This window comes from Microbacterium azadirachtae (assembly GCF_000956505.1).
Classification (GTDB): Bacteria; Actinomycetota; Actinomycetes; order Actinomycetales; family Microbacteriaceae; genus Microbacterium; species Microbacterium azadirachtae_A.
The window spans coordinates 270,336-287,529 of record NZ_JYIX01000038.1 but is presented as its reverse complement, the minus strand read 5'-3'; the positions used below and the strand labels follow the sequence as shown (position 1 = coordinate 287,529).

The 17,194-nt window shown below is 68.9% G+C and carries 24 protein-coding genes and 1 pseudogene; 17 read left to right on the top strand and 8 right to left on the bottom strand.

What is annotated here, in order from left to right:
* The first annotated feature begins 166 nt into the window (after positions 1 to 166).
* From RS86_RS20675 to RS86_RS15865, 4 genes are all read left to right on the top strand, one after another.
* Positions 167 to 343 carry a hypothetical protein gene (locus RS86_RS20675; RefSeq protein ID WP_160299703.1) on the top strand — a complete coding sequence of 59 codons (177 nt, stop codon included), beginning with the start codon at positions 167 to 169 and terminating at the stop codon, positions 341 to 343.
* Positions 344 to 450: 107 nt separating this feature from the next.
* Positions 451 to 1,080 carry an HNH endonuclease gene (locus RS86_RS20470; RefSeq protein ID WP_152642203.1) on the top strand — a complete coding sequence of 210 codons (630 nt, stop codon included), beginning with the start codon at positions 451 to 453 and terminating at the stop codon, positions 1,078 to 1,080.
* Positions 1,077 to 1,244: a hypothetical protein gene (locus RS86_RS20670; protein ID WP_160299702.1), complete on the top strand. Its 168-nt coding sequence runs from the start codon at positions 1,077 to 1,079 to the stop codon at positions 1,242 to 1,244. Before RS86_RS20470 ends, RS86_RS20670 begins: the two co-directional genes overlap by 4 nt.
* Positions 1,245 to 1,258: 14 nt before the next feature.
* Positions 1,259 to 1,558 (top strand): DUF7169 domain-containing protein, encoded by a 300-nt coding sequence (locus RS86_RS15865; protein WP_045273212.1) that lies wholly within the window; start codon positions 1,259 to 1,261, stop codon positions 1,556 to 1,558.
* Between the two features lie 193 nt (positions 1,559 to 1,751).
* Here RS86_RS15865 and RS86_RS15860 read toward each other — a convergent pair whose 3' ends face one another.
* The 6 genes from RS86_RS15860 to RS86_RS15840 all read right to left on the bottom strand — a co-directional run bounded on the left by RS86_RS15860 (position 1,752) and on the right by RS86_RS15840 (position 5,368).
* Positions 1,752 to 2,327, bottom strand: a complete 576-nt coding sequence (locus RS86_RS15860) for a hypothetical protein (RefSeq protein WP_045273211.1) — start codon at positions 2,325 to 2,327, stop codon at positions 1,752 to 1,754.
* A gap of 77 nt (positions 2,328 to 2,404) precedes the next feature.
* Positions 2,405 to 2,677, bottom strand: coding sequence for a hypothetical protein (locus RS86_RS15855; RefSeq protein ID WP_045273210.1), 273 nt, complete (start codon positions 2,675 to 2,677; stop codon positions 2,405 to 2,407).
* 24 nt (positions 2,678 to 2,701) lie between these two features.
* Positions 2,702 to 2,884 (bottom strand): hypothetical protein, encoded by a 183-nt coding sequence (locus RS86_RS15850; protein WP_045273209.1) that lies wholly within the window; start codon positions 2,882 to 2,884, stop codon positions 2,702 to 2,704.
* A 289-nt stretch (positions 2,885 to 3,173) separates the two neighbouring features.
* Positions 3,174 to 3,299: a hypothetical protein gene (locus RS86_RS21115; protein WP_268747853.1), complete on the bottom strand. Its 126-nt coding sequence runs from the start codon at positions 3,297 to 3,299 to the stop codon at positions 3,174 to 3,176.
* A gap of 52 nt (positions 3,300 to 3,351) precedes the next feature.
* Positions 3,352 to 3,645 carry a hypothetical protein gene (locus RS86_RS15845; RefSeq protein ID WP_045273208.1) on the bottom strand — a complete coding sequence of 98 codons (294 nt, stop codon included), beginning with the start codon at positions 3,643 to 3,645 and terminating at the stop codon, positions 3,352 to 3,354.
* 244 nt (positions 3,646 to 3,889) lie between these two features.
* Positions 3,890 to 5,368: a recombinase family protein gene (locus tag RS86_RS15840; RefSeq protein ID WP_045273207.1), complete on the bottom strand. Its 1,479-nt coding sequence runs from the start codon at positions 5,366 to 5,368 to the stop codon at positions 3,890 to 3,892.
* 37 nt (positions 5,369 to 5,405) lie between these two features.
* On the opposite strand from RS86_RS15840, the pseudogene RS86_RS21110 reads away from it, so the two are divergent.
* The 4 genes and pseudogenes from RS86_RS21110 to RS86_RS15825 all read left to right on the top strand — a co-directional run.
* A pseudogene (locus RS86_RS21110) lies at positions 5,406 to 5,663 on the top strand (ATP-binding protein); the annotation flags it as partial.
* Positions 5,652 to 6,014, top strand: coding sequence for a hypothetical protein (locus RS86_RS21105; protein ID WP_268747854.1), 363 nt, complete (start codon positions 5,652 to 5,654; stop codon positions 6,012 to 6,014). The pseudogene RS86_RS21110 and the gene RS86_RS21105, both read left to right, overlap by 12 nt.
* Positions 6,011 to 7,264, top strand: a complete 1,254-nt coding sequence (dprA, locus tag RS86_RS15830; RefSeq protein ID WP_052680312.1) for a DNA-processing protein DprA — start codon at positions 6,011 to 6,013, stop codon at positions 7,262 to 7,264. The genes RS86_RS21105 and dprA overlap by 4 nt, the downstream gene beginning before the upstream one ends.
* A gap of 77 nt (positions 7,265 to 7,341) precedes the next feature.
* Positions 7,342 to 8,244, top strand: coding sequence for a tyrosine recombinase XerC (locus RS86_RS15825; protein ID WP_045273206.1), 903 nt, complete (start codon positions 7,342 to 7,344; stop codon positions 8,242 to 8,244).
* Positions 8,245 to 8,299: 55 nt separating this feature from the next.
* Here RS86_RS15825 and RS86_RS15820 read toward each other — a convergent pair whose 3' ends face one another.
* Positions 8,300 to 8,965: a murein hydrolase activator EnvC family protein gene (locus tag RS86_RS15820; protein WP_082076826.1), complete on the bottom strand. Its 666-nt coding sequence runs from the start codon at positions 8,963 to 8,965 to the stop codon at positions 8,300 to 8,302.
* Positions 8,966 to 9,250: 285 nt separating this feature from the next.
* Here RS86_RS15820 and rpsB point away from each other — a divergent pair, with 285 nt between their 5' ends.
* The 9 genes from rpsB to RS86_RS15775 all read left to right on the top strand — a co-directional run bounded on the left by rpsB (position 9,251) and on the right by RS86_RS15775 (position 16,087).
* Positions 9,251 to 10,216: a 30S ribosomal protein S2 gene (gene rpsB / locus RS86_RS15815; RefSeq protein ID WP_045273205.1), complete on the top strand. Its 966-nt coding sequence runs from the start codon at positions 9,251 to 9,253 to the stop codon at positions 10,214 to 10,216.
* Positions 10,217 to 10,293: 77 nt separating this feature from the next.
* Complete coding sequence (tsf, locus tag RS86_RS15810) at positions 10,294 to 11,121, top strand: translation elongation factor Ts (protein ID WP_045273204.1); 828 nt, start codon at positions 10,294 to 10,296, stop codon at positions 11,119 to 11,121.
* 141 nt (positions 11,122 to 11,262) lie between these two features.
* Positions 11,263 to 11,979 carry a UMP kinase gene (gene pyrH, locus RS86_RS15805; protein ID WP_045273203.1) on the top strand — a complete coding sequence of 239 codons (717 nt, stop codon included), beginning with the start codon at positions 11,263 to 11,265 and terminating at the stop codon, positions 11,977 to 11,979.
* A gap of 103 nt (positions 11,980 to 12,082) precedes the next feature.
* The gene (gene frr / locus RS86_RS15800) at positions 12,083 to 12,637 is read left to right on the top strand and encodes a ribosome recycling factor (protein ID WP_045273202.1); all 555 of its coding nucleotides are present in this window, start codon (positions 12,083 to 12,085) and stop codon (positions 12,635 to 12,637) included.
* Positions 12,638 to 12,645: 8 nt separating this feature from the next.
* Positions 12,646 to 13,713: a phosphatidate cytidylyltransferase gene (locus tag RS86_RS15795; protein WP_045273201.1), complete on the top strand. Its 1,068-nt coding sequence runs from the start codon at positions 12,646 to 12,648 to the stop codon at positions 13,711 to 13,713.
* A complete protein-coding gene (locus RS86_RS15790; RefSeq protein ID WP_045273200.1) occupies positions 13,710 to 14,291 on the top strand; it encodes a DivIVA domain-containing protein in 582 nt (193 codons plus the stop codon). Before RS86_RS15795 ends, RS86_RS15790 begins: the two co-directional genes overlap by 4 nt.
* Before the next feature lie 219 nt (positions 14,292 to 14,510).
* The gene (locus RS86_RS15785) at positions 14,511 to 15,074 is read left to right on the top strand and encodes a transglycosylase SLT domain-containing protein (RefSeq protein WP_235281797.1); all 564 of its coding nucleotides are present in this window, start codon (positions 14,511 to 14,513) and stop codon (positions 15,072 to 15,074) included.
* 13 nt (positions 15,075 to 15,087) lie between these two features.
* On the top strand, positions 15,088 to 15,372 hold the full coding sequence (locus RS86_RS15780; RefSeq protein ID WP_045273198.1) for a hypothetical protein: 285 nt from the start codon (positions 15,088 to 15,090) through the stop codon (positions 15,370 to 15,372).
* A 1-nt stretch (position 15,373) separates the two neighbouring features.
* Positions 15,374 to 16,087, top strand: coding sequence for an alpha/beta hydrolase (locus RS86_RS15775; protein WP_082076825.1), 714 nt, complete (start codon positions 15,374 to 15,376; stop codon positions 16,085 to 16,087).
* A 4-nt stretch (positions 16,088 to 16,091) separates the two neighbouring features.
* On the opposite strand, the gene RS86_RS15770 is transcribed toward RS86_RS15775, so the two are convergent.
* Positions 16,092 to 17,156 (bottom strand): AI-2E family transporter, encoded by a 1,065-nt coding sequence (locus RS86_RS15770; protein WP_045273196.1) that lies wholly within the window; start codon positions 17,154 to 17,156, stop codon positions 16,092 to 16,094.
* Positions 17,157 to 17,194: the final 38 nt, after the last annotated feature.

The window sequence follows — 17,194 nt, the reverse complement described above, 5'->3', positions numbered from 1 at the left end:
AGGTCGCAGCTCTCGCCAGTCCCCAGACCTAACCGCGTCAACATATGCGCACGCCCCCAGTCGCCCGCGCTGCCGGCTGGGGGCGTTCTTCTCGCCCCCTCAGACCGACAGCGCCCCCACCGAGAGAGAGCCCACCATGGCCCTTCCACACCACCTTCCAGCCTCAATGAGCCGGCTGAACGCCCTGCTCGCCGAAACCACCGACCCGCACGATCGCTGGCGCATCCACAACCGCATCCGCTGGGTCCAGCGCCGCCGCAGCCATGCCCGGAACGAGCGCGACCGCGCCATCCGCGAAGCGCACTTCGCCCAGCTCAAGAACGCGCAGGCGGCCGCCCAGTGACCACCGCGACCAAGAAACTCCCCCCGACTACCGACCCCCGGTGCGGGACTACCGCCGGCTACACGGCCCACCGTCGCCGCGGAGAGTCTGCCTGTGTCCCGTGCACGGTGGCGAACCGCAAGGCAGCCCGCGAAGCCATGCGCCGTCGCCGGGCCACCCTAGCCGGCCGCGAAGCCAATCGCGAAGCCAATCGCGAAGCCTCTCGCCGCCGCCGGGCCACCCCGGCAGGTCGCGAAGCGCACCTCGCTGCCCACCGCGCCACCTACGCCCGCCTCAGAGCCCGCACCGAAGCAGAAGCCGACGCCGACTTCCTCCGCCTCCGCGGCCAGACGAGGCCCTGCGCGGGCTGCGGCGAACTCCTCCCCGCAGACGCCTTCAGCCGCGACTGGACCGCGCTCGACGGCCGCCAGCGCCGCTGCGCCCGTAATGGCTGCCGCAAGCGCCACCGGAAGCTCAAACGGGACAAGAAGCTAGCCGCCCACTGGACCGCCCAGGGCATCGACCCGAAGGTCTGCATCTACTGCCTGACCAACCCAGCCGAAGACCTCGAACACGTCATGCCGAAGGCACTCGGCGGCTCAGACGACTTCTCGAACCTCGCGCCGTCCTGTTCAACCTGTAATCGCGGCCCAGGCGGCAAGCACGACGTCCACCCGATCACCTGGCTCGCAATCACCTACCCTCACCGGGTCGACCACATCATCGAGCTCTTCCCACACATCAAGGAGACCGCATGACCGACCAGCCCGCCCCACCCAGCCACGCTACCGGCGGCTTCCTCGCCGACGCCGATCCCATCGACCACGTATGGCAGCAGTCCAGCGACCTGCCCAGCAGCATCCACGGTGCTCGCCTCCTGTATGGCGAGGACGTCATCCCCTACCGCAACCCCAACCACTAATGAAAGGCTCTCCCATGGCTGCTCCCGCTCCAACCGACGCTCTCGACACCCTCGAACTCTTCGGCGCCGCCTACCTCAGAACTCACGCCCTCATCGGAGACGCAGCAGAAGCCCAGTGGCAGGCCGGCGCAACACCGCGCCCCATCGAGGACACCACCGAGCGCAGCAAGGGCCCAGTCTCCGATCCCACCGTCTACCACTTGCTCGACGGCCGCCGGATCGCTCTCCGCGAAGCGGTCATCGAAGCCGAAAAGAGCCTCCGCGAAGCCGAAGCCGCCATGGCCGACGCAATCGCCCGCCTTGAGGGTAAGTAGGGCAGTTAGGGCAGTTTCAGAACGCAAGCCATACGGCTCATCTGGGCTCCCCGAATCGCCAGCGCTTGCTAGGCCACTCAGAAGCCATTCGGGGAGCCCAGAACTCAACGTCGCTGAGATGAGCAAGCCCTGAACGACGAAGGCCCCGCCACCCTGGACAAACCAGGAGCGACGGGGCCTTCTTCGCAGGCGATTACGGAGCCGTGAACACAGGGCAGGTCACCCCTGCGGGCGCGCTCGACGTGCTGGATGCCAGCGGCGTGACCTTGACGCCGCTATCCGCAGCGAGCGACCACTGACCACCTGCGACGAGCGCGGCGGGCGCCGTCACCTTCACCTTGACGTATTGCATCGAGTTCGTCACCTTCACACCACACCCACTCACGAGCTCAGCTGTGGCACCCTTCGGAAGGCCAGGCATCGCGACCCCGGCCACGTAGCCCGCCTGGCTGGCCGCACCCGACACGATGGGCGCCTCGACAGTGAATGTCTCGTTCGGGTAGATCGTGAGCGCGGGCAGGTCGAGCCGCCCGCTGTTCACCGCGGCAGTTCCCGCGGGCTGCACAGTCAGTGCGCTCGTATCCATGGTCGGCGCGAATCCCGTCGCCCACTTGGCCGTGAACTCCCCGTTCGTCCCCGAGCCGCTGATCCCAGCGAGCGCAAAGTACGCAGCGAGCGCAGCGGCAGGCAGGGCGACAAGGCCCACAGGCACGCCACCGAGGATCGCCCAGCGCTTCTTCACGGACCACGTCTTCTTGGTGTCAGTCATTCTCAGTTCCTTTGTTCTGGAGGGCTTGAAACGCCCATCCCGTCCTCACCCGAACGAGTGAGGACGAGATGCACGCGTCACTTCGCGTTCGCGTGGGCCGCTTCCTCGCGCTCCAGCAGCGCGAGTGCCTTCTCGATCCGCTCCTGCCGAGCCGCCCGACTCTTCTGAGACGAGATGACCGCCAACTTGTTCTTGTAGAACCCCTTGATATCCCGGGCTTCCTGCACGATGACGTCGAGCTCCGCGACGTACGCCACGAGCTCCGCACCATCCGCGAACTCGCGCTCTCCGAAGGCATACTCAGCCTTGAGCGCCTCAAGGGCTTTGGTGGTGTTGGCGATAGCAGCCATGTCTTCTTCTCCTTGTTGGTTGGGTCAAGCGAACGCGAGGATGCGATCAGCAAGCACGGCATCATGCGGCCTCACCATCGCCGCGAACTGAGGCAGGGACGCCTGAACCGTGTCCGATTGGGTCGTCCCCGCCTCAAGTGCTTCCGCGATGTCAGTCGCCATGGCGATGAGTGCCTGAGTCTTGGTGCCGTGCTTGCTGTTGTTCACGATTTCGATCGTGCACCGCGCACTCCGGGACGCCCCGGGCGCAGGTCGGGAGTTCCGCGCCGTGCCCTCACGTCGCAGTCATCCCAGCGAACGAGGGCACGCAGGAGCACCGTCACGACGCACCCGCCAGGGGCCACCACGACACACAGGTCGCCACGGTGGTACCGCGTCCGCCCCTGGTGAGGCTCTGAGACCTCCGCATGCGTAACGGTCTCGACCACCTGGCCCCAAGTGACTCCGCGAGCCTCCATCGCCTCAAGCGCATGCCGCGACGGGTACAGAGGGATGCTCACAGCTCGTCCTGCCAGGACTCAGGCAGCAGGCCGACAATGAGGTCGCCAAGCCAGGAACCAAGCAACGCGAGCGGAGGGACAGCGGCCACGAAGGCCAGGATCAGGATGATGTATGGATTCACACCGCTGATTGAGTCGCGTCAACTCGGGACGCAGGCGGGGCAATGACGCAGGTCAGTACATGAGGACCCTCGCCTGCATGAGGACCAGCGTCAGCAGGTAGCGCGAGGCAGTGGAGCCGGACGGGTCGCTGTCATCCAGGTCGATCGCCAGCATCAGAGGGCTCTCAGCGGCGGCAATCTCGGCATAGTTCGCCCGGACCATTGCAGTCGGCCCATGAGCAGCCATCCACTCCGCGTGATCGAGGAGAACGAGGGCCGCTCTCTGCTGATCTTCCAGCGATGCATCGTCCGCCATGATGACTCCGTAGAACGGCTCGCCGTCCACGATGACCTCTTCAACCTGCATGGTGTATCCTCTCCGCGACCAGGACCATCCCGGCCGCAGAAACAATCATGAGGCCGGTTTTACCCCTGTTCAGGCCCCCTTCCGGCCCGCGCGCGAAAACGCCCTCACAGCCTGCACATAGCCATTGCAAACACTGGCCGCGACCTCTCCGCTCTCAGCCCACATCCAGCCCAGACATAGCAAACTGCCAGCTTCGGACTTGCCGCTTACGGCGTGTCGGATTGACTCTTACGGCGTGTCGGGTCTAGTCGTCGGGCTCCGCGACAGGGTCGATCCAGACTTCCTCGATCCGGTCCTCGATGCGCCCAGCCTTGCCGGCGACCCGGGGCCGACTCACCTTCACGCAGTCGAGCATGTCCGAGATGATGTACTGCCGCTGCGGGATCGTCCCCTCAACCCACGCCTCAGCCAGCGTCCGCCCGGTTGGAACGCGCTTCCGGACCACCCGTGCCGGCGAATCAACCAGCCGACGCCGCTCAGCCTTCAACGCATCGAGCTGGGGGAGCAGGACCCCATAGTCCGCCCCGTCTGCCGCGAGCGCCCGCTGCACATCCGCGATCGCAAGGCCCACGTCATCCAGTGATCCCAGGTCAGGCCCCTCGATCCGCTCGGTCACCGTATATTCCTTCAGGCTCCCGATCATCCCGAGGATGACCGACTCCATATAGTCCTCGAGCACCTTGCGACTGATCGAGACACCCGGACATGCCTGTCCGGGTATGGCTCTGTTGGAGCACCTGAACGTGTCCACAGCCCTGTTCTTCCGCGAGTTGGCGTACATCACCGATCCGCAGAGCGCGCAGATCATGAACCCACTCAGCCAGCTCGCCGCCTTCCTCGGCTGGTTCGGCCCCTTCTTGTAGAACCGCTCCTGCACGGCTGCGAACGTCCCAGCATCGAGCACCGGATCCCACCGCTGAATCGGCAGCCCCTGAGCATCCGTGACCACGTGGTATTCGATGATGGGGGAGCCATCTACCCGCTTCCCGACCTCGACCTTCTGCGTAGTTCGACCCAGCAGCGTCGGCGACTGCATCAGCTTCCGCACGGTGGAGATCCGCCAAGGCCCCTTACTCTGCGGAGTCGGCAGGTTGTCAGTGAGGTACTGCGTGACCTCCGTCAAGGTATGTCCCGCGATCAACCGGCGGGCAACCTCTCGCAGGTGCCGGGCGGCCTCCTCATCGACGACGAGCCGCTTGCCCTTCCCATCCGGACGAGGCACGGCCTTGTACCCGACAGGACACTTGCCACCGAGCCACCTCTGATCCTCTGGGGCCGTCTGGCCGAGCACATAAGCCCGCATCGACAGAATGCGATCCCGCGTCCCCTGGGCCTCCATACGGGCAACCTCGGCGATCACAGCCGCCATGATCCCGAAGGCCGGCTGGCTCGACCTCAACCCCTCCTTGTGAAAGACCAGCAGGGCCGAGGGCCGCTCATCCAGCACGGCGACCAGCTTGGCCACAGCCGACAGCCCCATCCTCGACCACCGCGACAACTCCCAGGAGACCAGCACATCAGCCTCCCCGGACGCGACCATAGCCAGCGCCGCTTCCGCGTTCTCACGCTCTCGGGTGCCCGTGATGCCGTCGTCCTCGACCACTGCCGCCACTGCCCAGTTCTCGCGCTGGCACAGCTCCCGCAGCTCAGCCTCCTGCCGCGCCAGGCTGACAGACTCGTCCTTGCTACGTGACACTCGGATGTACAGAACCGCCTTCTTCATGGCCCCATTATGTCGCCTTTAGGCATTCCTCGATGAGGCGGCCGAGGCTCCCGGCGGCGTCCTGGAGGCGCTTCGGCAGCCTCTCGAGGTGGGCATGATCGAGATCCATCGGTCGGCGTTCACGACGCGCTTCCCCGCGCGGTTCCAATTGGTGCTGGCGACGAATCCGTGCCCGTGCGGAGCGTTCGGAGTGGTCGGCGAGGAGTGCATCTGCCCGCCCTCGGCGATCCGGCGCTACGCGGCGCGGCTGTCGGGCCCGATCAGGGACCGGCTCGACATCGAGGTGAGGGTCGCCCGCGTGTCCGCGGTCCAGGTCACGGCGCAGGAGCGCGGCACGCTCTCGACGGCCGATGCTCGCGAGCAGGTCGAGGCCGCCCGTGACCGCGCAGCGCGGCGATGGAGAGGGATGCCGTGGCGGCTCAACGCCCACGTGCCAGGGACATGGCTGCGCCAGGGTGAGTTCCGGCTCCCGGTCGAGGCGCGGGCGCCCCTGGATCGCGCGCTCCAGCGCGGCGCCCTCACCCTCCGCGGATACGACCGGGTGCTGCGTCTCGCGTGGTCGGTGGCGGATCTGGCGGGTGCGGACGCTCCCGGGCTCGCGCACGTGGGCCTGGCGCTCTATCTGAAGAAAGGGATGACGGCATGAACGGCACGGAACACATGGCGGGGGCGACCGGCCCTGCGGCGCGGCGCACCCCGAGCGTCGCGCAGCTGAAGGCGCTGCTGAGGGACTTGCGCGGGAATGCCGACTTCCTCGCGGCAGCGGGCCGGATCCGTCCCGACGGCGCAGAGCCCGACGTGCGTGACGGGCTGATCTGGAGCCTCATCACCGAGCCCGGCGATGGCGTCGCCGGTGCCCTGGTCGCGGCGCTCGGGGCCACGGACGCTCTGGAGGTGGTGGCGGGCGGATACGGCCGTTCCGGGGCGCCGGCGGATGACGATCGTCCCGCCGCGGAGTCGCTGCGGGAGGGGCGCCGTCGATGGGCGCCCCGACTCGATCCCGAGCTGCATGTGGGCGGCCTGCGAACAGCGGCGCGCATGGGCGTGAGGCTCCTGCTCCCGTCGGATCCGGAATGGCCGGCGTCCTTGGCCGACCTCGGCGAGCATGCTCCGCTCGCGCTCTGGTTGCGTGGCGATGCTGCGGCCCTGGCCGGATCCGGCGTGGCGCTCGTCGGCGCGCGGGCCTCCTCGAGCTACGGCGAACACGTGGCAGGGGAGTTCGCGGGAGAGCTCGCTGCGGAGGGGCGCGTCATCGTCTCCGGAGGCGCGTACGGAATCGACGGCACCGCCCACCGGGCTGCGCTGCGCGCCGGCGGCACGACGGTGGCGGTGCTGGCCGGCGGCGTGGATCGGCCGTATCCGAGCGGGCATGCGCAGTTGTTCGAGCGGATCGCCGCGAGCGGCGCGCTCGTGAGCGAGGTCGCGTGCGGCGTCGCACCGACGAAGTGGAGGTTCCTGGCTCGCAACCGGCTGATCAGCGCGCTCTCCGCCGCGACGATCGTCGTCGAGGCAGGGCAGCGCAGCGGATCCCTGAACACCGCAGGGCATGCGGCCGCGCTCGGCAGGCCGCTCGGTGCCGTGCCGGGGCCGATCACCTCGACGGCGTCGGCGGGATGTCACCGGCTGCTGCGCGACTACGACGCGTGCTGCGTCACGTCTGTGGCGGACGTGCGGGAGCTGCTCGGAGGGGCGCCGGTCGTGGCGGCGAGGCGCGCGGAGGATCCGGACATGGTGCGCCTGGCCGATGCCCTGAACGTGCGCGCGGCGCGCAGCAGCTCGGAGCTGGCGCAGCGCAGCGGGCTGAGCATCGATCGCGTGGAGGCCCTTCTCGGCGTCCTCGAGCTGGACGGCGGCGCCGTCCGTTCCGAACGCGGGTGGCGCAGTGTCCTGCGGTGAGAGCATCCTGCCCCGAGTCGATACCGCGCCCGCGCGTGCTCCGGCTGCTGCGGCGCAGAGGAGCGCATGCTGGAGCCATGCGCGTACCCGAGGCAGCCGCGGCGTTCACGACGCACCTCACCCAGGTGCGCCGGCTCTCCCCGGCGACGGTGCGGGCATACCGCTCGGATCTGGCCGACCTCGCCGCCTCCACGGCGGATGCGGAACTCGCCGATGTCGACCTGGAGGCGCTGCGGGACTGGCTGTGGCGCGCTACGCAGCGCGGCGATGCGCGCTCGACGCTGGCTCGTCGGACCGCGGCGGTGCGCTCGTTCTTCTCCTGGGCGGCCGAGACCGGCCTCGTCGGCATCGACCCCGCGCTGCGCCTCGTGACCCCCAAGCGCGGGCGCACGCTGCCGGCGGTCGCCTCCGCCGACGCGATGCGCGTGCTCCTGGACGAGGCGCGCGACGGTGCTCTCGACGGCGATCCGATCCGATTGCGCGACAGCGCGATCCTGGAGCTGCTGTACGGATCCGGCATGCGCGTCTCCGAGCTGTGCGGTCTCGCCGTCGACGACCTCGACCTCGACCGGGGCACCGCGCGCGTGCTCGGCAAGGGCGACAAGGAACGCGTCGTGCCGTTCGGTGCGCCGGCACGCGACGCGGTGGCGAAGTATCTGCGCCGGGCGCGCCCCGTGCTGGTGGCGCGTGCGGAGCGGCCGGGACCGGCCCTGTTCCGCGGCGCCAGAGGGGGGACACTCGGGCCTCGCACGGTGTACGAACTGGTGGCCCGCGTGCTCGCACCCGTCATCGGCGCGGAGACCGTCGGCCCGCACGCCCTGCGCCACTCCGCCGCCACGCACCTGCTCGACGGTGGGGCCGATCTGCGCGCGGTGCAGGAGATCCTCGGCCACGCGAGCCTCGGGACCACGCAGATCTACACCCACGTCTCGGCGGAGAGGCTCACCGCGAGCTACCGGCTCGCGCACCCCAGAGCGTGACGGCCATGCCGTTCGCATGCAGCACCGTGTCCACCAGCGCCCCCGTCAGCATCGGTCAGCATCCGCCGGGTCCGCATGGGAGCAGCACCGCGCGCGGCACACCGCCGAACAGCAGCATCGGATTGATATAGGCGCCGTTCCACCGCACGCCGATGTGCAGAGCGCCCTCCGCCGTGTGGCCGCCCGCTGACACGGTCGCGACCGCATCGCCCCGGCGTACCGCGGCGCCGGCACCCAGATCCGACTGCACCGGCTCGAGGGTGGTGACGAGGCCGTTGCCGTGGTCGATCGTCAGGAGCGCCCGGTCGACGACCACGCCGTGGAAGGCGACCGCGCCAGAGGCCGGCGCCCGCACCTCTCCTGACGCTGCGACGTCCATCCCGCGATGCCCCGGTCCGTAGGCGTGCGCGGGGGCGCGGAACGGCACGACGACCGTGCGCGCGCCCACGACCGGCCACAGCCAGTCGCCGTCGGGCAGCGGGCCGGGGTCGACCGCCCCATCGAGCCCGCGCGGGACGCCTGCGGCGACGGCGGCCCGGTCCGTGGCGGCCACGGCTGCCCCGCTCGTGGCTGCTGCGGGCGTCGCGATGGCGACCGGCGCTGCGGCGGTGAGGAGCACCGGGACCAGCCCGCCGAGAAGCGCGACCGCGACGGAGACCGTGATGAGTGCAGGACGGCGCGTGAGCACCGGTGCGGCAGGGTGGTCGGGGGAGCGGGGCATCCCCCGATCCTGCGCCGGTCGGTCCCGGCGCGGGACGCCGCCACGCAATCGGTGGGAAACGCGCGGGAGCGGCTCATTGTGCGAAGGGAACGCGCGCGATCCGGGGTCCCGACCCTGATATGCTTGCAGGGCATCCCGTATGTCGGGGTGACTACGCGTGCCCACAGCGTTCAACGTGGCGAACATTCCACAGGTCTCTCGCAAGAGAGCGGAGTGCGCGCCGGGTACCAGGATCGCCGATCGCCCGATCGGCAGCAACAACCTCAACCAACAAGGAGTACGACCATGGCCGTCGTCACCATCCGCCAGCTGCTCGACAGCGGCGTTCACTTCGGACACCAGACCCGCCGGTGGAACCCGAAGGTGAAGCGCTTCATCCTCACCGAGCGCAGCGGGATCCACATCATCGACCTGCAGCAGTCGCTGGGCTACATCGACAAGGCCTACGACTTCGTCAAGGAGACCGTCGCGCACGGCGGCACGATCCTCTTCGTGGGCACCAAGAAGCAGGCGCAGGAGATCCTCGCCGAGCAGGCCGCCCGCGTGGGCCAGCCCTTCGTGAACCAGCGCTGGCTCGGTGGCCTCCTCACCAACTTCTCGACGATCTCGAAGCGCCTCGCCCGTATGAAGGAGCTCGAGGAGCTCGACTACGAGACCCCGGCGAACAGCGGCTTCACCAAGAAGGAGCTGCTGCTCAAGAAGCGCGAGCTCGACAAGCTGCACAAGTCGCTGGGCGGTATCCGCAACCTGACCAAGACCCCCTCGGCTCTGTGGGTCGTCGACGCCAAGCGCGAGCACCTCGCGATCGACGAGGCCAAGAAGCTCGGCATCCCGGTGATCGGCATCCTCGACACCAACGCGGATCCGGACGACTTCCAGTACCCGATCCCCGGCAACGACGACGCGATCCGCTCCGTCTCGCTGCTGACCCGCATCATCGCTGACGCCGCGGCCGAGGGCCTGCAGCTCAAGCACAACCCCGAGGTCGGCGACGCCGAGCCGCTCGCCGAGTGGGAGCAGGAGCTGCTCGAGGGCGCCGACGCGCAGACCGCGGCGACCGAGTCCGCCGCAGACGAGGCCGGTGCTGCCGCGCACGACGAGGCGATCGCCGCTGCTGCCGACGAGACGGTGACCGAGGTCGCCGCCGCCGAGGAGACCGCGGCCGAGGCCGAGGCGACTGACGAGGTCGCTGAGGCGACCGACGCCGCCGCTGAGGCGACCGACGCCGACGCCGAGTCCGCCGACAAGTAATCGCGGTCTGTCGGCCGGCGGAAGCCGGCCGACCCGCAACCACCACGCACACACACGAAGCAAGGAGCCACCACAACATGGCCAACTTCACCATCGCCGACATCAAGGCGCTGCGTGAGCAGCTCGGCACGGGAATGGTCGACACCAAGAAGGCGCTCGAGGAGGCCGACGGCAACGTCGAGAAGGCCGTCGAGATCCTCCGCCTGAAGGGTGCGAAGGGCAACGCCAAGCGCGCGGACCGTTCCACCAGCGAGGGCCTCGTCGTCGCCCGCGAGCAGGACGGCGCCGTGACGCTCGTCGAGCTCGCCTGCGAGACGGACTTCGTCGCGAAGAACGACCGCTTCATCGCGCTGGCCGACAAGGTCGCCGACGCCGTGGCCGCCATCAAGGCCGACTCCGTCGAGGCGGCCCTCGCGGCCGACGCCGGCGGTCAGACCGTCGAGCAGCTGATCTCGGACGAGGCGGCGATCATCGGCGAGAAGGTCGAGCTGCGTCGCGTCGCAACCATCTCCGGCGAGAAGACCGAGGTGTACCTGCACCGCACGAGCAAGGACCTCCCGCCGCAGATCGGTGTCGTCGTCGCCTACACGGGTGACGACGCGGAGACCGCTCGCAGCATCGCTCAGCACATCTCGTTCGCGAACCCCTCCTACCTCACCCGTGAGGACGTCCCCACTGCGGACGTGGAGAAGGAGCGCGAGATCGTCACCGAGATCTCCCGCAACGAGGGCAAGCCCGAGGCCGCCCTGCCGAAGATCGTCGAGGGTCGCGTGACCGCGTTCTTCAAGCAGGTCGCCCTTCTCGAGCAGGACTACGCCAAGGACAACAAGCTGTCCGTGGGCCAGGTCGCGAAGGACGCCGGTCTGAACGTGACCGGCTTCGCCCGCTTCAAGGTCGGCGCGTAACATCATCGAAGGGGTTCGGATCCATCAGGATCCGAACCCCTTCGTCATGCCCCCGGGTTTCGATGCGTCGCACGGCGCATCTCCCGAGTACCTCCGTGCTCGCGCACGGTAGTTTGTTCCACGGATGAGAGGAAGCACTCCATGACCGAACGACAGGGTCGACGTCGCGTCGTCCTCAAGCTCTCCGGTGAGGCCTTCGGCGGCGGCCAGCTCGGGGTCAACCCCGACATCGTCAGCCAGATCGCCCGGGAGATCGCTGCAGCCACCGACCGCGTCGAGATCGCGGTCGTCGTCGGCGGCGGGAACTTCTTCCGCGGTGCGGAGCTGAGCCAGCGCGGTATGGACCGTTCGCGGGCCGATTACATGGGCATGCTCGGCACCGTCATGAACGCGCTCGCGCTGCAGGACTTCCTGGAGCAGGCTGGCGCCTCGCCGCGCGTGCAGTCCGCGATCGCGATGACCCAGGTCGCCGAGCCGTACCTGCCGCTGCGCGCGGAGCGGCACATGGAGAAGAGCCGCGTCGTGATCTTCGGCGCCGGTGCGGGCCTGCCGTACTTCTCCACCGACACGGTCGCCGCGCAGCGCGCGCTGGAGATCGGCGCCGACGAGGTCCTCGTGGCCAAGAACGGCGTGGACGCGATCTACACCGCCGATCCCAAGAAGGACGCGTCCGCGGAGCGGATCGAGGAGATCACCTTCCAGGATGCGCTCGTGCGCGGCCTCAAGGTCGTCGACTCCACCGCGTTCAGCCTGTGCATGGACAACGGCATGGACATGCGCGTGTTCGGCATGGAGCCCGCGGGCAACATCACCCGTGCGCTCCTGGGCGAGCCGATCGGAACCCGCGTCATCGCCTGAACGCATCGGATCCCCGGACCGCGCCGCAGGGCGTCTGGCCGGGGATCCGTGCATCCTCCCCGATAGACTGGGGACGCAACCCCCCTGACGAATAGGAGCCACCGTGATCGCGGATGTCCTCGCCGACACCACCTCCCGCATGCAGCGCGCCGTCGAGGCCGCCAAGGAGGACTTCAGCACGGTGCGCACCGGCCGTGCCAACCCGCAGATGTTCCAGAAGGTCCTGGTGGACTACTACGGCACGCCGACTCCGCTCGCGCAGCTCGCGTCGCTCGCCAACCCCGAGGCGCGGTCGCTGATCATCACCCCCTACGACAAGACGGCGCTCAAGGCCATCGAGCAGGCCGTCCGCGACATGCCGAACCTGGGCGCGAACCCCACGAACGACGGCAACATCGTGCGCGTCACGATGCCCGAGCTCACGGCCGACCGCCGCAAGGAGTACGTCAAGCTCGTGAAGAGCAAGGGTGAGGACGCGAAGGTTCACGTCCGCGGCATCCGTCGCAAGGCGAAGGATGAGCTGGACGGCCTGAAGAGCGATCTCGGCGAGGACGAGATCGCCCGCGGCGAGAAGGAGCTCGATGCCCTCACGCGCCAGCACGTCGACCTCATCGACGAGGCTGTCAAGCGCAAAGAGGCCGAGCTGCTCGAGGTCTGAGACCGTCCATGAGCACTCCGTCCGACGACGACGAGGCGTCGAGGATCCCCCCGCGACCGCCGCTTCCGCCCCGCGCCGGCGATGACCAGCCCGCGCGTGCCGGTGACAGCCCTCAGGCGCGCACCGGAGACAACCTGCAGGCGCAGTTCCGCGCGAAGAAGGCGGAGCTGGAGACGCACGTCTCGCATGCCCGTGACCAGCTGGACCAGGCGAACGAGCGCATCAAGGAGCGCACCGGCCGCGACCTCGTCGTCGCGATCGGTGTTGGCCTGCTGATCGGCGGCGTCATCCTCGCCTCACTGCTGTTCGCGAAGTGGTCGTTCGTCGTGATCGGTCTCGCGATCATCCTGCTCGCCGTCTGGGAGCTGGTGCTCGCGCTGCGCAGCGGCGGACGCAAGGTCGACCTGTGGCCGCAGCTCGTGCTCGGCGCATTGCTGGCGGCCGGCGGCTACTTCGCCGATCCCTGGCTGACCTGGGTCATGCTGTTCGTCGCCGTGTTCGGTGTCATCGTCTGGCGGCTCGTCTCCCAGATGGTGGCGAAGGACGGACGCACCTATGGCGACGTCCTGACGGATGCGATGGCCGGCGGGTTCATCCAGGTGTACGTGCCGTTCCTCGGAGCTCTCATCCTGATGCTCCTGCGCCAGCCGCGCGGGGAGTGGTGGGTGCTCTCGCTCATCGTCGTGGTGGTCGTGGCCGACACCTGCGCGTACGCCTCCGGGCTGCTGTTCGGACGCGGCGGACGCCATCCGATGGCACCGCGGGTGAGCCCGAAGAAGACCTGGGAGGGCTTCGCGGGCGCCGTGCTCGGATCCCTCGTCGCAGGCGCCCTCGTCGGCGTCTACCTTCTCGAGGTGCCGTGGTGGGCGGGAGTCATCCTCGGCGCCGGCCTGGTCGCCTCCGCGACCGTGGGCGACCTCGGTGAGTCGCTGCTCAAGCGTGACCTCGGTATCAAGGACATGAGCTCCTGGCTCCCCGGCCACGGCGGACTGCTGGACAGGCTGGACAGCATGCTCCCCTCCGCCGTCGTCGCCCTCGCCCTGTACTTCCTCCTCACCCCTCTGGCGGCAGCATGACCGATTCCGCACGTTCCGACCGCACCATGTCCGGCGCCGCAGCGAGCTTCCCCGTGGTCCCTCGTCGTGAGAAGGGCTACCAGCGCGCCGCCGTCGACACGTTCCTGGCGCGCGCACGCGGCGCGTTCGAGGACGACGCCGACGGGGTCGGATCCGCAGACATCCGCGCAGCCTCGTTCCCGCTGGTGCGCGGCGGCTACGACATCGCGGCCGTGGACGCCGCCCTGGCAAGAGTCGAGGAGGCCTTCGCCCAGCGCGAGCGCGCTCTGGTCGTCTCGACCGACGGCGCCTCCGCGTGGGTCGGAAGGGCGCGCACCGACGCACAGGTGATCCTGGATCACCTCAGCCGCCCCCAGGGACGGAAGTTCGCGCGGACCGGGCTGCTCACCTTCGGCTACCGGATCGACGAGGTGGATCACGTCGCCAAGCGGATCGTGCGCTTCCTCCGGGACGGCGACGCCCTGACCGCGGAGCAGGTGCGTCAGACCGCGTTCCGGATGCAGCGTCGCGGCTATCGCGAGGAGCAGGTCGACGCACTGCTCGACGCGACGATCGATGTGCTGCTCGCGATCCGTTGAGCACGGCGGAACCGGGCGCGGGGCGCATTGCGGCGATTCTCATGGCGAATTCAGCTTCGGCTGGCTAAACTCGGAGCCATTGTGACTCCCGATAACGATTCGATTGCGGCGCGCTCCCGAACCGCCGCGCAGAACGACGCAGCCACAGCATCCCGCCCGAACGCGAAGTCGCGCCCTGGTCGGCGTGCGACCTCTGCGGTGTTCGCCGGGCTCGCTGTGGTGGGTTTCTCCGTCGCGATCGTGGCGCCGGCGGGGCTCGCCATGTCCGCCTCGGAGCCCGCGCAGGCCTCGGTGACCACCGCGTATTCGCTGGCGGCCCGCGATGCGCAGAACATCACCGTCTCCGTGCACGGCGCGACGCCGACCGCGCAGACGCGCGACTCCTTCGACGTCTACGTCACGCCGAAGCCGACCCCGACGCCGGAGCCGGTGGTCGCATCCAGCGACTCCTCGTCGTCTTCCTCCTCGTCCTCCAAAGACGCCGGACCGATGTACTACAGCGGCGGAGGCGCGCCGGCCGAGTGGATGGCCGCGGCCGGGATCGCCTCGAGCGACTGGGGCTACGTCGACTACATCGTGAGCCGCGAGAGCGGCTGGAACCCGAACGCCACCAACAGCGGATCCGGCGCGTGCGGTCTCGTGCAGGCGCTCCCGTGCAGCAAGGTGGACGGGAACGGCTACGACCCCGTCGACAACCTGCGCTGGGGCAACGGGTACGCCGTGGGCCGCTACGGCAGCTGGGCCGCCGCGGTGGCGTTCTGGTCCGCCAACGACTGGTGGTGAGCAGCGCTCACCCATGCCACGCCCGCATCGACGACGTCAAGAGCGCCCGCGCGAGGATTCGCTCGACCGGCTGATCGCCGGGTGGAAGCGCACCGAGGTGCGTGGAGGCGTCGAGTGGTACGTCCAGCCGCTGACGGCGGCGCAGGCGCAGAAGGAGTACATCTGCCCCGGGTGCCGCAGCGTGATCCCCGCGGCCACGGCGCATCTGGTGGTCTGGCGCGCGGACGGCGTGCTGGGCGATGCGGCTGATCTGGCGGCGCGCCGTCATTGGCACAACGGCTGCTGGAAGAGGACCTGAGGTGGAGATCCGCGGACCCCGTGCGCTGCCCGCGCGACGTGAGGACATCGAGCTGCGCACCGAGGATGGGCTCTGCCTGGTCGGCGAGCTCGCCCTGCCCGAGACCGTCGAACCCGTGGCGACCCTCGTCACGCTGCATCCGCTGCCCACCGCCGGCGGCTTCATGGACTCGCACATCCTGCGCAAGGCGGCGGGGCGGCTGCCCGCGCTGGCCGATCTCGCGGTGCTGCGCTTCAACACCCGCGGCACGAGTTCGCCGCGGGGCTCGAGTGAAGGCGTCTTCGATGGCGGAGTGGCGGAGCGGAACGACGTGGCCGCGGCGATGGCGTTCGTGCGCGAGCGCGGCCTGCCCCGCCCGTGGCTCGTGGGCTGGTCGTTCGGCACCGAGCTCGCGCTGAAGTACGGCCGTGAGCACGAGATCGAGGGCGTCATCCTGCTCTCGCCGCCGTTGCACCGGGCGACCGCCGACGAGGTCGCCGCCTGGGCCCACGACGACCGGCGCGTGGTGGTGCTCGTTCCCGAGCTCGACGACTATCTGCGACCGGCCGAGGCCGCGCAGCGCTTCGCCGCGATACCGCACGCCGAGTTCATCGCGGTGGACGGCGGCAAGCACCTCTGGGTGGGGGAGAGCCAGACCCGCCGCGTGATGGACGAGATCGTCGCCGCCGTGAACCCTTCCGCTCTTCCGCTCGCGCGGGAGTGGCCGGCGTCCTGAGCGGCTAGCGCTCGTTCATCCTCGGGATCAGCACCTGACGGTAGATGATCAGGATGCTGGCCGCGACGGGGATCGCGATGAGCGCGCCGAGGAGTCCCAGCAGCGCCCCTCCGGACAGGGCGGCGATCACGACCACGGCTCCGGGGACGGCGACCGCACGATTCATCACGCGCGGCGAGATGACGTACGCCTCGATCTGCATGTACACGAGGTAGTACGCCGCCGCGATGAGCCAGGCCCACGGGGGAGAGCCGAGCCCCGGGATCAGGCACAGCAGGACGATGAGCGTCGAGCCGGTCAGCGTGCCGACGAGGGGGATCAGGGAGAAGAAGAACGCGATCACGGCGAGCACGATGGGGAAGGGCGCCCGGATGATCGACAGGAAGATGAAGCTCAGCACGCCGTTGATCACGCCCATCGCGACCTGGCCCATGACGTAGTGGCCCACCGAAGCGGTGATCTGTTCGGCGAGATCGATGAAGCGGTCGCGCTTGGAGGCGGGCACCACCTGGTACACGGCCCCCTTGAGCGAGGGGATCGCGGCCGTGAAGTAGATGGTCAGGATCAGCACGATGAACGTGCCGCTGATCCCCGCGAAGAGCGCACCCCCGACCACGATCACCCCTTGGCCGATCGAGCTGCTGATGTCGCCGAGGTTCTTATTGAGCCAGTCGTTGATGTAGCCGAAGACGGTGTCGACGTCGAGATTGGGGAGAAGGCCCTCCAGCCAGTGCTTGAAGTCGGCGAGGGCCGTGCCGCTGTTGACGATCACGGTGATCTGCTGGACGAGCTGGGAGATCTGGTTGACCAGGATCGGGATCACCATCAGCACGATGCCCGCGAAGACCCCGAGCACCACGACGATCGTGATCAGCACCGCCGCCCACCGGGGCAGGCGACGCCGGGTCAGCCAGCTCACCATCGGATCCAGGCCGAGGCTCAGGAACAAGGCTGTGCCGACGTACAGCAGGATCGTGGACAGGGACTGCACGCTCTGGATGAGCATGATGCCCAGACCCACGCCGAGCGTCGCCACCAGCGCGGTGCGGAACGGATTGTGCAGCTTCATGAGATCCTTCTGACTCGGTCCCTCAGCCTAACCGGCAG